The organism is Paenibacillus sp. FSL R7-277 (assembly GCF_000517965.1).
GTDB classification, from domain to species: Bacteria; Bacillota; Bacilli; order Paenibacillales; family Paenibacillaceae; genus Paenibacillus_AQ; species Paenibacillus_AQ silagei.
Window position 1 is genome coordinate 1 of the sequence record NZ_ASPX01000122.1, and the last position, 16,882, is coordinate 16,882.

Annotated in this window: 16 protein-coding genes and 1 pseudogene; all 17 read left to right on the forward strand. The window is 56.1% G+C overall.

The features are described from left to right. Nucleotides 1-272: pseudogene (locus C173_RS34565) on the forward strand (hypothetical protein); the annotation flags it as partial. A gap of 183 nt (nt 273-455) precedes the next feature. Then, on the forward strand, nt 456-2,831 hold the full coding sequence (locus C173_RS32045; RefSeq protein WP_051478749.1) for an ATP-binding protein: 2,376 nt from the start codon (nt 456-458) through the stop codon (nt 2,829-2,831). Between the two features lie 2 nt (nt 2,832-2,833). Continuing rightward, complete coding sequence (locus C173_RS32050; protein ID WP_036733350.1) at nt 2,834-3,406, forward strand: DUF4255 domain-containing protein; 573 nt, start codon at nt 2,834-2,836, stop codon at nt 3,404-3,406. A 217-nt stretch (nt 3,407-3,623) separates the two neighbouring features. Continuing rightward, entirely contained in the window at nt 3,624-5,162 is a 1,539-nt protein-coding gene (locus C173_RS32055; protein WP_036733353.1) for a phage tail sheath family protein, read from the forward strand. A gap of 23 nt (nt 5,163-5,185) precedes the next feature. Beyond that, nucleotides 5,186-5,629 (forward strand): phage tail protein, encoded by a 444-nt coding sequence (locus C173_RS32060; RefSeq protein ID WP_019910188.1) that lies wholly within the window; start codon nt 5,186-5,188, stop codon nt 5,627-5,629. 65 nt (nt 5,630-5,694) lie between these two features. Continuing rightward, nucleotides 5,695-6,144 (forward strand): hypothetical protein, encoded by a 450-nt coding sequence (locus C173_RS32065; RefSeq protein ID WP_235192102.1) that lies wholly within the window; start codon nt 5,695-5,697, stop codon nt 6,142-6,144. Further along, nucleotides 6,141-6,326 carry a DUF6760 family protein gene (locus C173_RS35585; RefSeq protein ID WP_076083189.1) on the forward strand — a complete coding sequence of 62 codons (186 nt, stop codon included), beginning with the start codon at nt 6,141-6,143 and terminating at the stop codon, nt 6,324-6,326. The genes C173_RS32065 and C173_RS35585 overlap by 4 nt, the downstream gene beginning before the upstream one ends. 11 nt (nt 6,327-6,337) lie before the next feature. Next, nucleotides 6,338-6,814, forward strand: a complete 477-nt coding sequence (locus C173_RS32070; RefSeq protein WP_036733355.1) for a phage tail protein — start codon at nt 6,338-6,340, stop codon at nt 6,812-6,814. After that, complete coding sequence (locus tag C173_RS32075) at nt 6,814-8,367, forward strand: hypothetical protein (RefSeq protein ID WP_036733357.1); 1,554 nt, start codon at nt 6,814-6,816, stop codon at nt 8,365-8,367. Before C173_RS32070 ends, C173_RS32075 begins: the two co-directional genes overlap by 1 nt. Then, a complete protein-coding gene (locus C173_RS32080; RefSeq protein ID WP_036733360.1) occupies nt 8,367-8,978 on the forward strand; it encodes a CIS tube protein in 612 nt (203 codons plus the stop codon). Before C173_RS32075 ends, C173_RS32080 begins: the two co-directional genes overlap by 1 nt. Before the next feature lie 12 nt (nt 8,979-8,990). Continuing rightward, complete coding sequence (locus tag C173_RS32085; RefSeq protein WP_036733363.1) at nt 8,991-10,034, forward strand: phage late control D family protein; 1,044 nt, start codon at nt 8,991-8,993, stop codon at nt 10,032-10,034. Then, nucleotides 10,031-10,750 carry a phage baseplate assembly protein V gene (locus C173_RS32090; protein ID WP_051478750.1) on the forward strand — a complete coding sequence of 240 codons (720 nt, stop codon included), beginning with the start codon at nt 10,031-10,033 and terminating at the stop codon, nt 10,748-10,750. The genes C173_RS32085 and C173_RS32090 overlap by 4 nt, the downstream gene beginning before the upstream one ends. A 16-nt stretch (nt 10,751-10,766) precedes the next feature. Beyond that, nucleotides 10,767-11,162, forward strand: a complete 396-nt coding sequence (locus C173_RS32095) for a PAAR domain-containing protein (RefSeq protein WP_036733366.1) — start codon at nt 10,767-10,769, stop codon at nt 11,160-11,162. A gap of 3 nt (nt 11,163-11,165) precedes the next feature. Next, complete coding sequence (locus tag C173_RS32100) at nt 11,166-11,561, forward strand: GPW/gp25 family protein (protein WP_036733369.1); 396 nt, start codon at nt 11,166-11,168, stop codon at nt 11,559-11,561. 11 nt (nt 11,562-11,572) lie between these two features. Beyond that, entirely contained in the window at nt 11,573-15,214 is a 3,642-nt protein-coding gene (locus C173_RS32105; RefSeq protein ID WP_235192103.1) for a putative baseplate assembly protein, read from the forward strand. Between the two features lie 22 nt (nt 15,215-15,236). Then, complete coding sequence (locus C173_RS32110; RefSeq protein WP_036733374.1) at nt 15,237-16,109, forward strand: hypothetical protein; 873 nt, start codon at nt 15,237-15,239, stop codon at nt 16,107-16,109. After that, nucleotides 16,106-16,855, forward strand: coding sequence for a phage tail protein (locus tag C173_RS32115; protein ID WP_036733377.1), 750 nt, complete (start codon nt 16,106-16,108; stop codon nt 16,853-16,855). Before C173_RS32110 ends, C173_RS32115 begins: the two co-directional genes overlap by 4 nt. The last annotated feature ends 27 nt before the right edge of the window (nt 16,856-16,882 follow it).

The following is a 16,882-nucleotide window of genomic DNA, read 5'->3' on the forward strand; positions in this document are numbered from 1 at the left end:
AGCGTGGAATAGAGCTTGCTACACAAGATGAACTGGAAGCGCTCGGTGAAATGGAGTATGAATTCTTGCCTGATAAGATACGGGAAACGAACAGATTATTGAAGAATAGCAGCTACGGCTTGTTTGCTCTTCCCACACTTGGAGACTACTACGTTCTGTTCCTCTCCCGAACAGAGAATAAGGCTATATTACTCGGAACAGAACTGTTAGAAGATAAGTCAGTACCTCCTGGTGAAAGATATATCAAATATTATTCTAAAGCCGAGGTATAACCTACATTCTGCTTCCAGGTAACAAATAGAACAACTTAATCGGGACAGGTTAATCTAAAGGATACAGTATCCGATGATTAACCTGTTTTTTTATTTAATTCCCCCTCCCCCCAGTTGTAATTCCCCTCCCAAAACTTACTTTATATATGAACAAGAAAATATAGAGTGAGGACAGAACTGCCGATGAAATTCAAAAAATTGGCTAGAGGCTATCGAAAGGAAACAGCGGAGGCTGCTGACGGTGTGGAACGGGTCGAAGCAGCCGAGCTTGGCGCAGGCGCTGCAGCTCCTTCCGCTTCCGCTCATGAAGCAGCAGCTTCTGAAGCAATATCCAGAGCAGCAGCTCCCCGAGAGGAGAGCGGCGAACCCGCTCCGCCCTACAGCTCCAACCAAGAACATCTCGCAGAAGAGCTGCAACTGCTGGAGCTCCGGCTTAAGCTCAGGTACCTTGCGGGACCGAAGCCGCATGCAGAGCTGGAGCTGGTGGACGAGGAGATTCGCAGTCTGCTGGATGTCCCGCCTGAAGATGAGCGTTACATCAATCTATTAACAGCGGAAATTGCTCATTTGGAACGGCAGATTGCTGCCAGATTGAAGGCAAGCTTCTACCCGTCCGCAGGGCAGGCATCCAGTCCCGCACCCAGGCTCATGCTCCCGGAGGTGGCTTCAGCACTTAACCTGTCGGGGTTGGAGGTAAGCATTCTGGTCGCTTGTCTGGCGCCTGAGCTGGACAGCAAGTATGGGCGAATCTATGCCTACCTGCAGAATGATATGTCGGACAAGCGCCCTTTGGTTGCTTTGGTCCTGGAAGTATTCGCCGGGGCAGAGGATGAGCGGCAGGCGGCCCGTCTGCTGTTCGATGCGAATGCGCCGCTGATGAAGCTGCTGCTGGAGCGAAGAGGGGAGTACGGTGACAGCCGCATTCCGTTAATCGCCCGGCCGCTGAAGCTGGAGGATTGGGCGGTGAATCTGCTGCTCGGCTATGAGGTGCTGGATGAACGTCTGACGAAGGCGGCGAATCTTAGCACGGTGCCCCTTCCGCAGCAATCCCGTTTCCCGGCTGAGCTGGAGCAGAAGCTGTTACGGTTCGTGAAGCATTACAGCTGCAGCGGGGCCGGTAGCCCCGGTAGCTCCAGCAGCCTGCTATACGTCAGCGGGCCGGACGAGGCCGTGAAGCTCGGAGGTATCCGCGAGGTCTGCGGCACCCTGGGACTCTCTGTGCTGGTTGCCGATCTGGAGAAGCTGCTGCGCCCTGAGGCTGATTTCAGCGAAATGCTGAGATTGCTTGGACGGCATGCACTGCTGATGAAGACGGCCCTCTGCTTCACCGGCTTCGACAGCCTGGTGACAGAGGATGACCGCTACAGCCTGCAGATCCGGCTCCTCATGGAGATGCTGGCAGACTGTGCACCGCTGACGTTCATCCTTGGAGAAGCGCAGTGGGGAATCAGCTTCACCGGAATTCCGCTGAACTTCATGCAGATCGACTTGCCCTTTCCGGATGCAGCGGCCCGCAAGGCGGCGTGGACAGCCTTCGGCCAGAAGTATAAGCTGTCTCCGCAGATGGAATTGGATGAAGTCAGCGGCAGCTTCCGCTTCACTTCAAGCCAGATCCGGGCCGCGCTGAACGGCAGTGAGAACATCGCCGTCTGGAATGGCTCCAGGGACAGCGGGATTAGCACGAAGGATCTCTACCAAGCCTGTTACTTCCAGTCCAGCCGCAGAATCCAGGCACTGGCCTCGAAGGTCCAGGCCATGTATACCTGGGACATGCTGGTGCTTCCCGAAGAGCAGTTGAATCAGCTGAAGGAAATCTGCCGTCAGGTGAAATACCGCGCGCTCGTCTATGGGGAGTGGGGCTTTGCGGGACGGCTGTCGCTCGGAAGAGGGCTGAACATCCTGTTCTCGGGGCCGCCGGGCTCCGGGAAGACAATGGCCGCTGAGGTGATTGCGACTGAGCTGAGTCTGGAAATCTACAAGATCGATGTCTCGCAGATTGTGAGCAAGTATATCGGAGAGACCGAGAAGAATCTGTCGCGGATTTTTGATGAGGCGGAGACCTCGAACGCCATTCTCTTCTTCGACGAAGCGGATGCCTTGTTCGGCAAGCGTTCTGAGGTCAAGGATGCGCATGACCGGTACGCGAATGTGGAGATCAGCTACCTGCTGCAGAAGATGGAGGAGTACACGGGAATTGTGATTCTGGCGACCAACCTGAATCAGAATCTGGACGATGCTTTTGCCCGCAGGCTGCATTTCAAGCTGGAATTCCCGTTCCCGGAGGAGCAGCAGCGCGGCCGGATCTGGCAGGGAATGTTCCCGGCGGGAGCGCCGCTTGATGCCGGCCTGGATTACGATTTCATGGCGGAGAAGTTCATTCTGGCCGGAGGCAACATCAAGAACATTGCCTTGAATGCGGCCTTTTATGCGGCCCATGAGGGCTGTTCGATCGGGATGAAGCAGATCATGCTGGCGGCCAAGCGGGAGTATCTGAAGCTGGGCAGAACCTTTTTGCAATCGGATTATGCGCCCTATCACACACTGATCGAGGTGAAATAAGCATGGCCGTGGATACAGGTACGGTAATAAGAGATGTCAGCACCAGCCTGAAGGCGCTACTGAAGGCGCATGTGCCTGAGCTGAACGATGACAGCTTCATCAGCTTCGGCTCTCCGAGTGACATTGACAGCTCAACGATGAAGCTCTCAATGTGTTTGTATTATTTGAGCCATAGCCCAAGTATGCGCAACAGTGAGAAGGAAGAGACCGGCGGCAAGAATGAGTTCATGTATCCGCCGGCTTATCTGGATTTGTACTATCTGCTCACACCTTATGCCAAGGACAGGGAGACTGAGCAGCTGATCCTGGGCCGGATCTTTCAGCTGTTCCATGAGCATCCGGTGCTTAGCGGCAGCGATCTGCGGGGGAACCTGGCCGAATGCGGCAATGAGAAAATCCGGATCTCCTATAACAACCTGACGATTCAGGATATCAAGCAGCTGTGGGAAGTATTCCCCGGGAAGCCGGCTAAGGTGAGCCTGTCCTATCTGGTGTCGCCGGTACGGCTGCCTGCGGATAAGACGATCCTGATCCCACGGGTTGAGGTGAAAGAGCTGGGCGTTCATCCCCTGTAGTTAGGCTGGCAGAGACTGCTTCTGTGAAGGGAGTGATTCATGGAGGGAATGACATGCAAGGCACCCGTACAAGCGGATATTCCGCAGACAAAGGCAGCTGTGCCTAACCGGATTGTATAAACACTGTTTACACTGCAGTTTATGCACACGGAGCCAGTTTCGCCGAAGGTTTCTTTCAGAAGCAGAAGCTAATTCAACTTTTTTAGGAGGGTAAGAGATGGCAAATTATTTATCGCCAGGCGTGTATGTGGAGGAAGTCTCAAGCGGGGTCAAGCCGATTGCCGGTGTGGGCACCTCAGTCGGGGCCTTCGTCGGGATCGCAGAAAAAGGGGTCATCGGCAAAGCGGTACTGGTTACCAACTGGAGCCAGTTCGTCAATGAGTTCGGCCAGTTTATTCCAAATGGCTATCTGGCTTATGCCGTGTATAACTTTTTTGCGGAAGGAGGCACCTCCTGCTACGTAGTGAGAGCGGCATCCACCGATATCCGGCCGGCTTCGCTTGTGGTTCGCGATACCGATAATCTGGATTTATTCAAAGTAGTTGCACGTTCGGAAGGGGAGTGGGGCAACCGGATTTCGGTCAAGATCAGCCCGTCCTCTAACAAGCAGCAATTTGGCTTCAAGATGATTGTGCAGTATCTGCTGGACAGTGATTTCAATGATGAATACAGCGGAGAAGACGAAGAGGGCAAAATCGTCGAAATCTTCGACAACATGCTCTTGATCAATTTTGAAGAAAAGGTGAATCAGGTATCCGCCTTCGTCAGTGTGAAGCCGCTGGTGGACCTGACCATTCTGGAGAATATGGAGAAAACGCCGGCGTTCAATGAAACAGCCCTGTCCCTCAGCGGCGGTGTGAACGGGATGTCCCCGATTGATTTCCTGGGGGATGCGGTCAAGCGGGCCGGTATCCACGCGTTCGATACGATTGACGGCATCAACATTGTAGCGGCTCCAGACCTTGCAGATATGGCGTACAGCCGGGGCACCATCCTGGATATGCTGAATTATTGCAAGCTGAGAAAAGACTGCATCTTCATCGTAGATCCTCCGCATGGCTTAAGCCCGCTGGAGGTCAAGGATTTCAAGGAGGGGGCGGGCGATTATTCGGGCAATTCATTCAATACGTCCTACGGCGCCCTGTACTATCCTTGGGTCTATATCAACGATCCGCTGACCGGGAAGCAGAAGCTTGTGCCGCCGTCCGGGGCAATTGCCGGTACGTACGCGTATGTCGATGCCGTTCGCGGTGTCCACAAAGCACCGGCAGGCACCACCGACGGTTATCTGGATTCCGTAGTCGGTATTGAGAAGATCATTACCAAGGCGGAGCAGGAGCTGCTGAATCCAGGCGGCATCAACGTGATCCGCTCCTTGCCGGAAGGCATCTGTGTCTGGGGAGCCAGAACGCTGTCCGCGGATTCGGAATGGAGTTACGTCAACGTCCGGCGGCTGATGATGTACATTGAAGAATCGCTGGATGAGGGCAGCCAGTGGGTCGTGTTTGAACCGAATGATCCGAGTCTGTGGGGCAAGGTCAAACGCAATCTTACGGCTTTCCTGACCCGGGTATGGAGAGACGGTGCGCTCTACGGAACCACGCAGGAAGAGGCCTTCTTCGTCAAAGTGGACGAGGAGAACAACCCGCCTGCCGTGCGGGATGCCGGCCAGCTGATTATCGAAGTGGGTGTAGCCCCGGTCAAACCGGCTGAATTCGTAGTCATCCGGGTCAGCCAGAAGACCTTATCCAAATAAGAGATTGAGAGGAGATTTATCCTATGGCAACCGGCAAAAGATTAGACCCTTACCGCAATTACCGCTTCCGCGTTGTAATTGACGGCATTCAGACCGCAGCCTTCGCAGACGCAACGATACCGGATACATCCACAGAGGCTGTGGACTACCGGGAGGGCATCGATGCCCCGCATGCACGCAAGCTGTCGGGCTTGACCAAATTCGGGAATATCACTTTGAAAAAAGGTCTGACCGACTCCCTGGAGCTCTACAACTGGCGCAAGTCGATTGAGGATAAAGGCGCGCTGAAGAACCGCAAGAGCTTGTCGATCATCCTGGTGGATGAAGAAGGCAATGACAAGGCGCAGTGGGATATCCTCGAAGCCTGGCCGATCAAGTATGATGTCAGCGCCCTTAGCGCCAAAGGCAACGAGGTCTCTGTCGAGTCGATGGAGCTGGTGCATGAAGGGGTACGCAGAGTGAAATAGCTTCCCGCCCTTCGTCATCGTCACTGTGGATGTGATGCGATACGCCAAAACATAAGATGGACGGTATGGACATCATATTCATGGCCTGGGATGCCGGAAGGAAGCGAAGACATGAGGATGGTCTAGAGGAGGAAGTGAGGGAGATCATGGAACTATTACAAACTGAATTCAGCTTCACCCTGCCCAAAGGGTACGTGGATGAAGCGGGCACGCTGCATAAGCAGGGCACCATGCGTCTGGCTACCGCAGCCGATGAGATTACACCGCTACGGGATTCCAGGGTTCAGCAGAACCCTGCGTATCTGACAGTCATTCTGCTCTCCAGAGTGGTCACCGGACTGGGCGGGCTGGGCATGATTACACCGAGAGTCATCGAAGAATTGTATACCTCGGATTTCGCTTATCTGCAGGATCTGTATAACCGGATTAACCAGAACGGAAGTAATGCGGTTCATGCGCAGTGCCCCAAATGCGAGCAGCGCTTCGAGCTTGAACTGGAACCGCCGGGGGAATAGTCGGCTACCCCCTTGACCGCCTCTACGAGGAGGTAGCCTTTCTGACCTACTATCTGCACTGGGACTATACGGCGGTGCTGAACCTGGAGCACGCTGAACGGGACCGCTGGTGCAGTGAAGTCAGCCGGATCAATCAGAAGCTGAGTGGCGGGGAAGAGAAGAAGAACTTCTTTGAGGCTTAGGAGAGGATAACATGAAGGCAAATATGCTAAATATCGGCGCGAAAAGTAGCTGGGTACCCGGGTACCGGGAAGATCCCTTTCTTGCTTATAACTTCATCGTGGAAATTGACGGGATCTCCGTGGCCGGATTCTCTGAGGTCTCAGGCCTTAGCGTGGAGACACAGGTGGAGCGCAAAACCTTTGGCGGTGAGAATCATAAGGAATTTGTGTTCCTGGGACCGACCAAATACTCGGATCTGACGCTGAAAAACGGGGTCACGAATGATGAATATCTGTGGAACTGGTATCAGAATGTGGTCAATGGGGTCATCCGGCGGCGTAGCGGGTCCATCTGTCTCTTGGATCATTCCGGCACACCCAAGGTGTGGTGGAACTTCATCGAAGCCTGCCCCATCAAATGGGAAGGGCCGGCGTTCAACGCCAGCAGCAGCGCGGTAGCCGTCGAGAGTCTGGTTCTGACTCATAACGGTCTGTACAGGTACCGGTAATGAGCCGGAGCATTCGGAGCACGGCGGCTCCTGCGAATCAGAAGCAGACCGAGTTCATTCAGTCGATTCTGGCAAAATACGGCCTGACCCGTTGGCGGAGCAAGCTGAAGAGCCTGATCCTGCGGCACAATCCGCTGTATGCTGCGGAACCGGAGACATCGCAGCGTACGGACATGGTGACCAACCATATCCATCAGTCATTCTATTATCCGGCAGTAACGGGGAAGAACAATCCCGGACCGGCAAGCCGCATCCTGCTCATTACTCAAAGCAGGAGCACGGCTGGACTTAGCGCTCCATCTGCTTCTCCTGGTCAAGCTGAGGAATTACGGAGCGGACTTCATTCAGCAGCAGGACGACTTAACTCCGTACAGGTGCTGCAAGAGAGAGTCTGGCAGCATAGAAGCAATCAACATCAAGTAACAACGGAGTACCGCATTCGAAATACAGCGCTTCATCCGGCTGAACCTGTAGCTGCTCATCCAGCCGGAGCAAGACAGGTGCAAGTCTCTGCGCCGTCCGGGTCGTCTGTTCTGAAGATGCAGCCTCCAGGCGTTACAACCGAAAGAAGCCAGGGAGACAGGCAGAACAGAGGCGATCTGCCGACTGCTTCTGTCCTTCCAGGGCAGCAGGACAGGATGACAGGCAGACCGGCACATGCAGTCCATCGTCATGAGCAGTTGGTGCAGGTGATGCAGCTGCTGCGGACCTATGGCCTTAAGCAAGAAGTGGAGAGCGGAGCGGACGCGCAGCCCTTGAGGCAGAAATCAGGGCATCCGGTACCGGCACAAGCATTGAAGCATATACGGGAGGCCGTCTCAGGCTCAGCCGAGACCGCTGTGGAAGCACAGCTTAAGATCCCCACCTTCAGCTTCAAGCCCGATAATCTGCTGCTTCCCCATTCAAGCGTAAGTGCAAGTCTTCAGCTCGGATTAGGGCGGCAGCTGACGGCAACGCTTGAACAGCTGGAGAGCAGGCAGGAGCTTCTAAGCCCGCTGCTCGCTGCTGTTGCTACGGTTCATCTGAGGCAGCCGATGAAGTCATTGCAGCTGGCGCAGCCGCAGATCCTGCTGCCGCTTGGGGACGCGTCAGGTGCACCAGCTGCGGCCAGGCGGGCGGCTTCCGCGCGAATGGCCGCAGCCGGAGGCCGGGCAGCTTCAAGAGGGCCGGGGCCTGCGGCTCCGGTGGAGGCTGGCCTGATCTACGCTGCGGACCGGACGGAGCTGCCGTCCGCACCGCAGCGAAGCAGGCCCGGCGTTCCGCTTAGGGCGGATGGCCCTGCATATGAACCGGACCTTCAGCCTGCCGCCAGCCATAGCCGCCTGGTGCTGCGGAAGCCTGAAGCGCCCCGCGCGGCTCTGCCGGAGCCCATGCAGCAGCAGCTGGAGCGGGTGCTGCAGGAACAGGCGGCCCAGGCTCCGGCGCAGACCTTCACCAAGGCCGTTCCGCCGCCGGCCATGAATGCAGCAGAGCTGAATCAGCTGGCTGAGCGGGTATATCAGGTGCTGGAGAAGAGAATGGCAATACGCAAGGATCGGAGGGGGCTAAGATAATGGCGGAGAAAGCGAAGATCATTCCTCTGGATTTGCCCGTGGGTGCCATTGAGGTGATGTTTAACCCCAATGAGTACACCGTTTCTTTTGAAGGCAAATATACCGGGGAGAAGAACAATAAGCAGTTCCAGATTACAGAGACACCGGAGTTCAAGGTCTCCTTGTTCTACGATACCTATGAGCAGCGCAAGGATGTCCGCAAGAAGACCCGGCAGCTGACCTCGCTGCTTGATCCCAAGGTCAGCGGCAAAAGCACGAAAAAACCGCCGGTCTGCATGTTCGTCTGGGGCGGCTTCACCTACCGCGGCCTGCTGAGCAAGATTGAGCAGAAGTTCACGATGTTCATGGATAACGGCACGCCTGTCCGCTCGCTTCTGGATGTGACCTTCATCACGGATGAGCCGGACAAGTCGGTGGAGGACAGCCAGGGCCTGAATGCCTGCCGGAAGCTGTGGGTGGTCAAAAGCGGGGACCGGCTCGATCTCATTGCGAATGAGGCGCTGAAGGAGCCGCTGGCCTGGCGCAGAATTGCCGAACTGAACAGGATCGTCAATCCGGTTGGCTTTCCTGGCAAAAACGATATCGGGAGAACTCTGGTTATCCCGGATTAAGGCGGGGATTGCATGGGCACCAGTGTAGCGAATTACAAAATTGAGCTGAACGGAAGCAAACTGTCCGCTGAACTGACAGCGGCGGTGGAAGGCGTCACGCTGGAGGATGAGCTTAATCTGCCGGCGGTATTTTCCATCCAGATGAATATGGTGAATGCCGGAAGCGGCATGTGGCGGGGAACGGATCTGACGAGCCTTAAGCCGGGCGACCAGCTGAAGCTCTCCCTTGGACTCGACCAGCCGGAGCAGATGATCAGCGGGGAGATTACCTCGCTGGATCTGAACTTTGCGGAGCATTCGGTGCTGGATATCCGCGGATATGATCTGCTGCACAGGCTGCGTATGGGGACGAGGAGCAAAGCTTTTCTGAAGAAGAAGGATAGTGACATTGCTGCGGAAATCGCCAAGGAGCATGGACTGACCCCTGTGGTGGAGGATACCGGAACGGTGTATCCCTACCTCTTCCAGAATAATCAGAGCAACTACGAATTTCTGCTGGAGCGGGCAGCCCTGCTCGATTATGAGCTGTTCGCGGCAGATAAGAAGCTGCATTTCGTCAAGTCGCGGTCTGTGAAGGCCCCGGTGCTGCCGGAGATGAGCTTCAAGAAGGATTTTGAACGGCTGAATCTGGAGCTGAGGGCTCTTACCCGAGGGAGCAAGGTGACGGTTAAGGGCTGGGATGTGAAGGAGAAGAAGGAGCTTGAGGCCATTGCTAAGAGCGGGGAAGAGACGACCAGAATGGGCGGGAAGGAAGGCGGCTTCTCGATCAGCACCACAGCGGTCGGGGAATCACCGATTACGATTATGGCCGAGAATCTGCTGGATATGAACGAAGCCAAGGTGCTGGCCGCCGCCGCTTACAACAGCCGCCTGCGAGAGTTCATTGCCGGGGAAGGCATGTGCTGGGGGAACCCTAAGCTCCGGGCGGGGCAGACTGTGAAGCTGATGGGTCTGGGCGAGCGCTTCAGCGGTATTTATTACATTGTAGCTACAGTTCACAAGATCGACAGCAAGGGCTATACCACGACGTTCAAGGTGAAGAGGACTGGCCTATGAGTGAAGGACCCGGAATTAGCAATTTTATGGACAGCATTATGAATGAGGGACGGATTTTCGGTGTAATGGTGGGGATTGTCATCAATAATGACTCGGCGAACCATGCGGATAAGCCTGGGCCCGGACGGGTGAAGGTGAAGATCCCGCTGATGGGGATGCCGGAATCCAACTGGGCGCGAATGGCGTCCTGGATGGCCGGGAAGGAGCGGGGAGCCTTTTGCCTGCCGGAGGTGGAGGATGAGGTGCTGGTAGCCTTTGAGAACGGGGATGTCAACCGCCCTTATATCATTGGCTCCTTGTGGAATGGACAAGACCTGCCGCCGGAGACCAACAAGGACGGCAAGAATAATATCCGCCTGTTCAAATCCCGCAGCGGGCATGTTCTGCAGTTCGCCGACACCAAGGGGGAAGAGAGCATCACGCTTACCTCCGCCAAGGGCCACGTAATCAAGCTGGATGACAAGGGCGGCGCGGAGCAGATCCGGATTAGCGACAAATCAGGCAAGAACCGGATCATCCTGGATACCAAGGCGAATAAGGTGTCGGTATCCGCCGGTGCGGATATTGAAATCTCGGCGGGAGGCAAGCTGGCCCTGTCCGCCAAATCCATTGAAATGAAATCATCGGCGGGCACTGCCATCGAAGCCTCGGCCGGGATGGAGGTCAAAGCCGCCGCCAGTATGACGATCAAAGGGGCTACGGTCAAAATTAATTAGAGAGGGGGCTTCATTCATGGGACAGCCTGCAGCGAAAAAAGGCGACCGGATTCTGGCGACGGATACACATATCGTGATGCTTCCAGCCGGATCGGCTCTCGTTCCGACACCCTTGCCCCATCCCTTCACGGGAATTCTGGACGGTGCGCTGAGCACGAATGTCAAGATTATGGGGCAGCCGGCAGCCACCATGGATTCTACGGCCACGAATACGCCGGCCCATGTTCCGCAGGGAGGCCCGTTTCAGAAGCCTCCAACCAATAAGGGGACTATCAGCGCCGGAAGCACGACGGTATTTATCAACGGGAAAAAGGCTGCTAGAAACGGTGATCCGGCGCTTGTCTGTAATGATCCGGCCGACCTTCCGGTAGGGAAAGTGTCTGCGGCGGGAACGGTCTTAATAGGAGGCTGAGAGATGGAAGTTGTAGATTTTTTGGGACGGGGCTGGACGTATCCGCTCGCTGTCCAGCGGGGCAGTCTCCGATCCTCCGGTGGAGAAGACTCCATCCGGGAATCGATCATTCTGATTCTGTCAACGGCCCGCGGCGAGCGGGTCATGCGGCCCGATTTCGGCTGCAGACTGAATGAGCTGGTGTTCTCGCCCAATACCATGAGCACCGCAACCTTGCTGCGAAGCTTCATTGAAGAAGCCTTGCAGAACTGGGAGCCGCGCATTGAAGTGGACGACATTACGGTTACCCCGCGCTCGGACCGCTCCGAGCTTGAGGTGTCCATTGACTATTCGATCAGGGCCAGCAACAGCAAATATAATCTGGTCTATCCATTCTTCCTTGAAAGCGTGGGGAAATAATGCCAAACCAAATGCCTATTATTGATAAACGGGATCAGGAACAGCTGGTTCCCGAGCTACGACGTTTAATCTACCAATACTGCAGCCGGGAATGGATGGATGTGCCGGAGCTTGAGGCAGACAAGAAGGCAGATGCGCTGGTCCATATCTTCACCGGGATGATGGGCAAAGTGATCAGCCGGCTGAATCAGGCGCCTGCGAAGAACTTCACCTCCTTCCTGAATCTGATCGGCATTCATCCTACTCCGCCCCGTGCTGCCAAAGTTCCGCTGCTCTTCCGGCTGAAGCCGGATTCGGGCAGCTATAACACGGTTCAGGCCGGAACCCGGGTATCCTCCCAGCCGGAGCAGGGGGCGGAGGTGGTTTTTGAGACAGACAAGGATCTGACCGTCATTATGGCGCAGCCGGTCCGGGCGGCGAGTCTCGATCCGGAGGAGGACCAGTGGAGCAATCAGGATGATCTGCTTGCCGGGGGACCTGCCGGCAGACCTGCCCGGCTGTTCAGGGGCGATTCTACAGTAGTCCACAGATTGTATCTGGGGCATACAGAGCTGTTAGGATTCCAGGAAGCGGGCAGCAGCTTATCGGTCTATTTCAACAAGCCTGATGCAGCTGCGCTGAGCAAGGCCGCGCCGGGGCAGGACAGAACCGGGAATCTGCTGAACCATATGGACTGGTTTTGTTTCGATGAAGAAGGGAATTCTGTGCAGCTGTATCCTTCCTCGATAGCCGAAGCGGAAGAGGAAGAGAATGCTCTGTGGAGGGCAGTGGTCCGGTTCGACCGGCTGACTGGCGTGCATACGAAGACGCTGGCGGGGTACGGATCGTCCGGGACGCTACGGGAATGGCCGGGCAAATGGATCTTCGCCGAGCTGAAGAAGCCTATAACCGCCGGAGTGCTCATGCCAGATATCGAAGATATCCGGCTGGAGCTTAACGTGGTGAGTCCGCAGCCGCTCCCGCCGGATGTGACGGTGAATAACGGGAACCTGCTGGATATGGGCAAGGATTATTATCCGCTGGGGGACAAGCCCAGAATCAACGATACGTTCTATATCGCCTGCGGCGAGGCCTTCTCGAAGCCGGGTGCCCGGATTACGCTGAGGGTGGAGCTGTCAGAGCCGGAGATCAGCAAGCTGCCGGACACACCGTATGTGAGACTTGGCTGGGAATATTGGAGCGGGCAGGAATGGCTTGCGATCACCGGTCTTGAGGAGAGAACGGACGAAGGCGGTGCAGCTGATGGCGGCGCTGCCCTCCGTGCGGTCAGCAGTCTTACTGCCAGCGGAACGCTGAGCTTCGTCTGTCCGGGTATCCAGAAGCTGACGCTGGGCGGTGAAGAGCAGTACTGGGTCCGGGCCCGCATCACCGGCGGGAATTACGGCGAGGATGCGAAATACGAATATCAGGATGAAGAGGTCAAGCTTGGGGAGGGAAGCATCAATGTAGCCAAGCTCAAGGTGACCCAGGCGACTTACGCGCCGCCCTCCATCCGTAAGCTCAGTATTGCCTACAGCTACACGCTGGAGGCGCACCCGCAGACCGTACTCACAGAGAATAACTTCAGCTTCGCCGACAGGTCGGCGGCCTGCCGGAACGAAGGTGAGTATTTCAAGCCCTTCTATCCGTGCGCTGAGACGGAGCCGACCTTCTATCTGGGCTTTGACCGTGATATCAGCGATCTGCCCGTGTCGCTCTTCTTTCCGCTAACCGGTGAACAGCTGGGCCGTCCAGTGGTTGCGTGGGAGTATTGGGACGGCAGAAGATGGCTGACGCTCAGCGTGAATGATGAGATCAGAGGCTTCACCCGCAGGGAGATTCTGCAGTTTGCCGTACCGGGAGATATTGCGAAGCGGCCGCTGTTCGGTACGGAGCAGTACTGGATACGTGCCCGGCTGGATGAAGGCCGGTTCGAGATTGTCCCGCAGGTGGATGCCATTCTCGCTAATGCGGTCTGGGCCCGCAATTCCAATACCGCTGCGGGAGAGCTTCTGGGCTCCAGCAATGGTGAGGAGAATCAGATCGTTCAGTTGTCCAAGATACCCGTGCTGCCCGGCCAGCTTCTTAAGGTCCGGGAAGCCACCGGTCAGGGGGCATGGATACCGTGGGAGGAAGTAGATACATTCTCCGTATCCTCTTCAGATTCAAGGCACTATATGCTGGACAGAAGCACCGGAATGATCATGTTCGGGGATGGACGGAGCGGAATGATTCCGCCTATGGGCACTGACAACATCCTATGTGACTATAAGCATGGCGGTGGGGCGTCCGGGAATGTTGCTGCAGGCTCGGTATCGCGCATATGGGATAGCTACAGCTGGCTGGATTCCGTAACGAATCCGGTGGCGGCGGACGGCGGCTTCGATCAGGAGGAAGCGGAGAAGGCCGAGCTTCGCGGGCCGCATACGCTGAAGAGCTGGAACAGGGGCGTAACCGCTGAGGACATGGAATGGCTGGTGCGTGAAGCGATGCCCCAGATTGCCAAGGTGAAATGTCTCAGTGCTATGAACCGGGAGCTGGAATTCACCCCGGGTAGGGCTACCCTGATCGTGGTACCGGAGACAGATGATCCGAGACCGGTCCCGAGCCAGGAATTGCGCAGTGAGATTGAAGCCTATCTGTGTGAACGGATCTCAGCCCCCCTGAACAACGCCGAGCCGGGGATTGAGGTCATTGGCCCGGACTATGTCCGCACTGCTGTGGAGGCAACCGTAGTCTTTACCTCTCCGGACCAGCGGAAGGTAGCTGAGGGCCGGATCATCGATAACCTGAAGCAGTTCTTTCATCCGCTTAAAGGCGCAGACGGGAACACGGGCTGGGAGCTGGGACAGAACCTGTATGTCTCCGAGGTCTATGCCGTGATTAAGCAGACGCCGGGTGTTGACTATGTATCGGATGTGCTCGTCAAGGCTTCCGTGCAATGCTTCACGCTGAAGCTGGAGCCGCTTGAGAACGGGCCGTATAAGCCCCAGGCCGCCTATCCGAAATACAGCCTGGTGCGCTCTGAGGACAACGCGCTTCAATTTGCCCTTGCTGAGCCGGTGGAGGCCGGGGATGAAGTGAAATCGCTGGTGATCAGAGGATTCAAGGAGAACGGAATCATCACGCTCCGCTACAGATCCCGGAAGCCGGTAGAGCTGATAGTCCTCTCCATCGACGGTGACATGCTCGAATGCCAGACCCTTGATGAAGAACCGCTTGCAGAGAGCTATCCCGAGGGCAGCGATCTGGAATTTGGACTCACGGATGATCTGACGGTCCGGACGTATATCCTCAATAGGCTGGAATCGGGATTGGTAACCTTTGTGGTGAAGACCGCGGTATTCGAGGAGAAGGATATTGTCTTCCTGAGCCGGACGGATGAATACATCAATACCACGCCGCTCAAGATCCGCACCATCGGCAGCGGCAATATTCATCTGGAAGAGGACGAGCTGATCTGCGGCGGGCTGCATCTGGTGAACAAGCCTCAGGAGCATCTTTTTCCATATCTTGTGGATAAGCGTGCTGGCCTGCTGCATGATCTGACCGCAACTACGGCAGCGTGCGGGCTGGAGGATATCCGCATGGAAGAGCGGAGGTATCTGACGGGGCTGTCCGGTATACCGGACACAGTGGCGCGGTGTCCGTATTGTAATGTCTTGGAGCCGTAACTACAGAAAGGAGGAAGAACCTATGCCGCTTCCAGTATTGAAGCTGGATGATCTTGGCTTTGACCAGCTTGTGGCTGACGCCACTGCGCTGATTCCGCTCTACGATCCGGAATGGACGAACTATAATCCCTCCGATCCCGGCATTACGCTGGTGGAGCTGTTCGCCTATTTCACGGAGATGGTCCTCTACAGGCTTGACCAGGTGACCGATGAGAGCAAGCAGCAATTCCTCAAGCTGCTGGGTATCACCCTGGAGGACGGAGAGGCATTGGCCAGCGGAATATCCCGTGGAGCGAAGCAGTTCTCCGAATGTTATAGGGCTGTGACGGCAGAAGATTACCAGCTGCTGGCGAGGCAGAGCCTGCTGGATATCCCGGGGATTCGGAGTACGTATCCCGACCTTGCGGTCCGAACGCTCTGTCTGATTAATACGGATATGGAGAACGGCACCGGGCGGAATAAAGAAGCCTTCGGGCATGTGTCGGTGATTCTGGTGCTCCAGACTGCGAATCAGCAGGATCTGCGCAGGGACATGACGGAGATCAAGCAGCAGGTTAAGGCCTTCCTGGAGAAGAGCAAGCTGCTGACGACCCGTGTCCATGTCGTTGAGCCTGATTACCGGGACGTTGTGATCGAAATGACGGTTGCCGCCGGGAATCAGAGCATCGGGAGTATCGTGAACGATAGTATTGTACAGTTCCTGGACCCGGTTAACGGGGGAGAGCACGGACAGGGCTGGCTTCCGGGGAGGAAGCTGTACGCCTCGGATCTGTATCATCTGGTAGAGGGAATCGCCGGCATTGATCATGTCACCAGCGTGACTCTGGACTCGCCCGACCTGCTGCCATTCCAGTTATTTAAGCTGAAGGACCTGAAGATTGAGGTGGAAGCATGAGCAATACAGACGGGTACAGTTATGTGGAGTATCTCCCCCGGGTGTTCCAGCAGAAATCGGGGGAGTCCGATGAACAGTTTTTTCTGGGACGGTTCCTGAAGGCCTTCGAAGCCATGCTCTCCGGCAATACGGGGACGGAAGGCGCGGAATCTGTGGGAATGGAGGCCTTGCTGGACGGATTGCATCAATACTTCGATCCGCAGACGGCTCCCTCACAGTTTCTGCCCTGGCTTGCAGGCTGGGTGGGCCTCCAGTTGGCCGAAGGCGTAGAGTATGACGGTGAGGAGGATAACCTGGAGCGCACGCTTGCCCCTACGCAGATTCTTCCGCTTGCGGACACACGCAGCACCGTTAACCGCAAGCTGATTAGCAGCATCGTCCAGCTCTACAAGAAACGCGGCACCCTGGGCGGTCTGGCCGAATATTTGCAGGTTCACGCCGGTGAAGAGGCGGCCATCCGTATCTATAGCTACGAGGAGCCTGTCCGTCTCGGTAATGCCCGGCGTATAGGTATCAATACGATGGTTGGGGCGGCCGAGCCGAGCTACTTCTCCGTCCATATCATCCTCCCGGCGTACAGCCGGAGCCTGCTGCAGCAGAAGGTGCGGAATTTGCAGGAGGTGATCCGGAAGGAGCGGCCCTTTTACACCAATTCCAGCTTGAATATTGAAGTCCCGTCTATGCGTCTGGGGGTCTATGGGCGTGTGGGGATGGAGACCTTAGTCGGGGGTATGACAGAGCAATAGAGATTATAGACCGGGAGGCAAGCGAAT

Excerpts from the sequence above, each read along its gene's own strand:
- C173_RS32045 (WP_051478749.1), top strand. The coding sequence starts at position 456 with ATGAAATTCAAAAAATTGGCTAGAGGCTATCGAAAGGAAACAGCGGAG.
- C173_RS32050 (WP_036733350.1), top strand. The coding sequence starts at position 2,834 with ATGGCCGTGGATACAGGTACGGTAATAAGAGATGTCAGCACCAGCCTG.
- C173_RS32055 (WP_036733353.1), top strand. The coding sequence starts at position 3,624 with ATGGCAAATTATTTATCGCCAGGCGTGTATGTGGAGGAAGTCTCAAGC.
- C173_RS32060 (WP_019910188.1), top strand. The coding sequence starts at position 5,186 with ATGGCAACCGGCAAAAGATTAGACCCTTACCGCAATTACCGCTTCCGC.
- C173_RS32065 (WP_235192102.1), top strand. The coding sequence starts at position 5,695 with ATGGACATCATATTCATGGCCTGGGATGCCGGAAGGAAGCGAAGACAT.
- C173_RS32070 (WP_036733355.1), top strand. The coding sequence starts at position 6,338 with ATGAAGGCAAATATGCTAAATATCGGCGCGAAAAGTAGCTGGGTACCC.
- C173_RS32075 (WP_036733357.1), top strand. The coding sequence starts at position 6,814 with ATGAGCCGGAGCATTCGGAGCACGGCGGCTCCTGCGAATCAGAAGCAG.
- C173_RS32080 (WP_036733360.1), top strand. The coding sequence starts at position 8,367 with ATGGCGGAGAAAGCGAAGATCATTCCTCTGGATTTGCCCGTGGGTGCC.
- C173_RS32085 (WP_036733363.1), top strand. The coding sequence starts at position 8,991 with ATGGGCACCAGTGTAGCGAATTACAAAATTGAGCTGAACGGAAGCAAA.
- C173_RS32090 (WP_051478750.1), top strand. The coding sequence starts at position 10,031 with ATGAGTGAAGGACCCGGAATTAGCAATTTTATGGACAGCATTATGAAT.
- C173_RS32095 (WP_036733366.1), top strand. The coding sequence starts at position 10,767 with ATGGGACAGCCTGCAGCGAAAAAAGGCGACCGGATTCTGGCGACGGAT.
- C173_RS32100 (WP_036733369.1), top strand. The coding sequence starts at position 11,166 with ATGGAAGTTGTAGATTTTTTGGGACGGGGCTGGACGTATCCGCTCGCT.
- C173_RS32105 (WP_235192103.1), top strand. The coding sequence starts at position 11,573 with ATGCCTATTATTGATAAACGGGATCAGGAACAGCTGGTTCCCGAGCTA.
- C173_RS32110 (WP_036733374.1), top strand. The coding sequence starts at position 15,237 with ATGCCGCTTCCAGTATTGAAGCTGGATGATCTTGGCTTTGACCAGCTT.
- C173_RS32115 (WP_036733377.1), top strand. The coding sequence starts at position 16,106 with ATGAGCAATACAGACGGGTACAGTTATGTGGAGTATCTCCCCCGGGTG.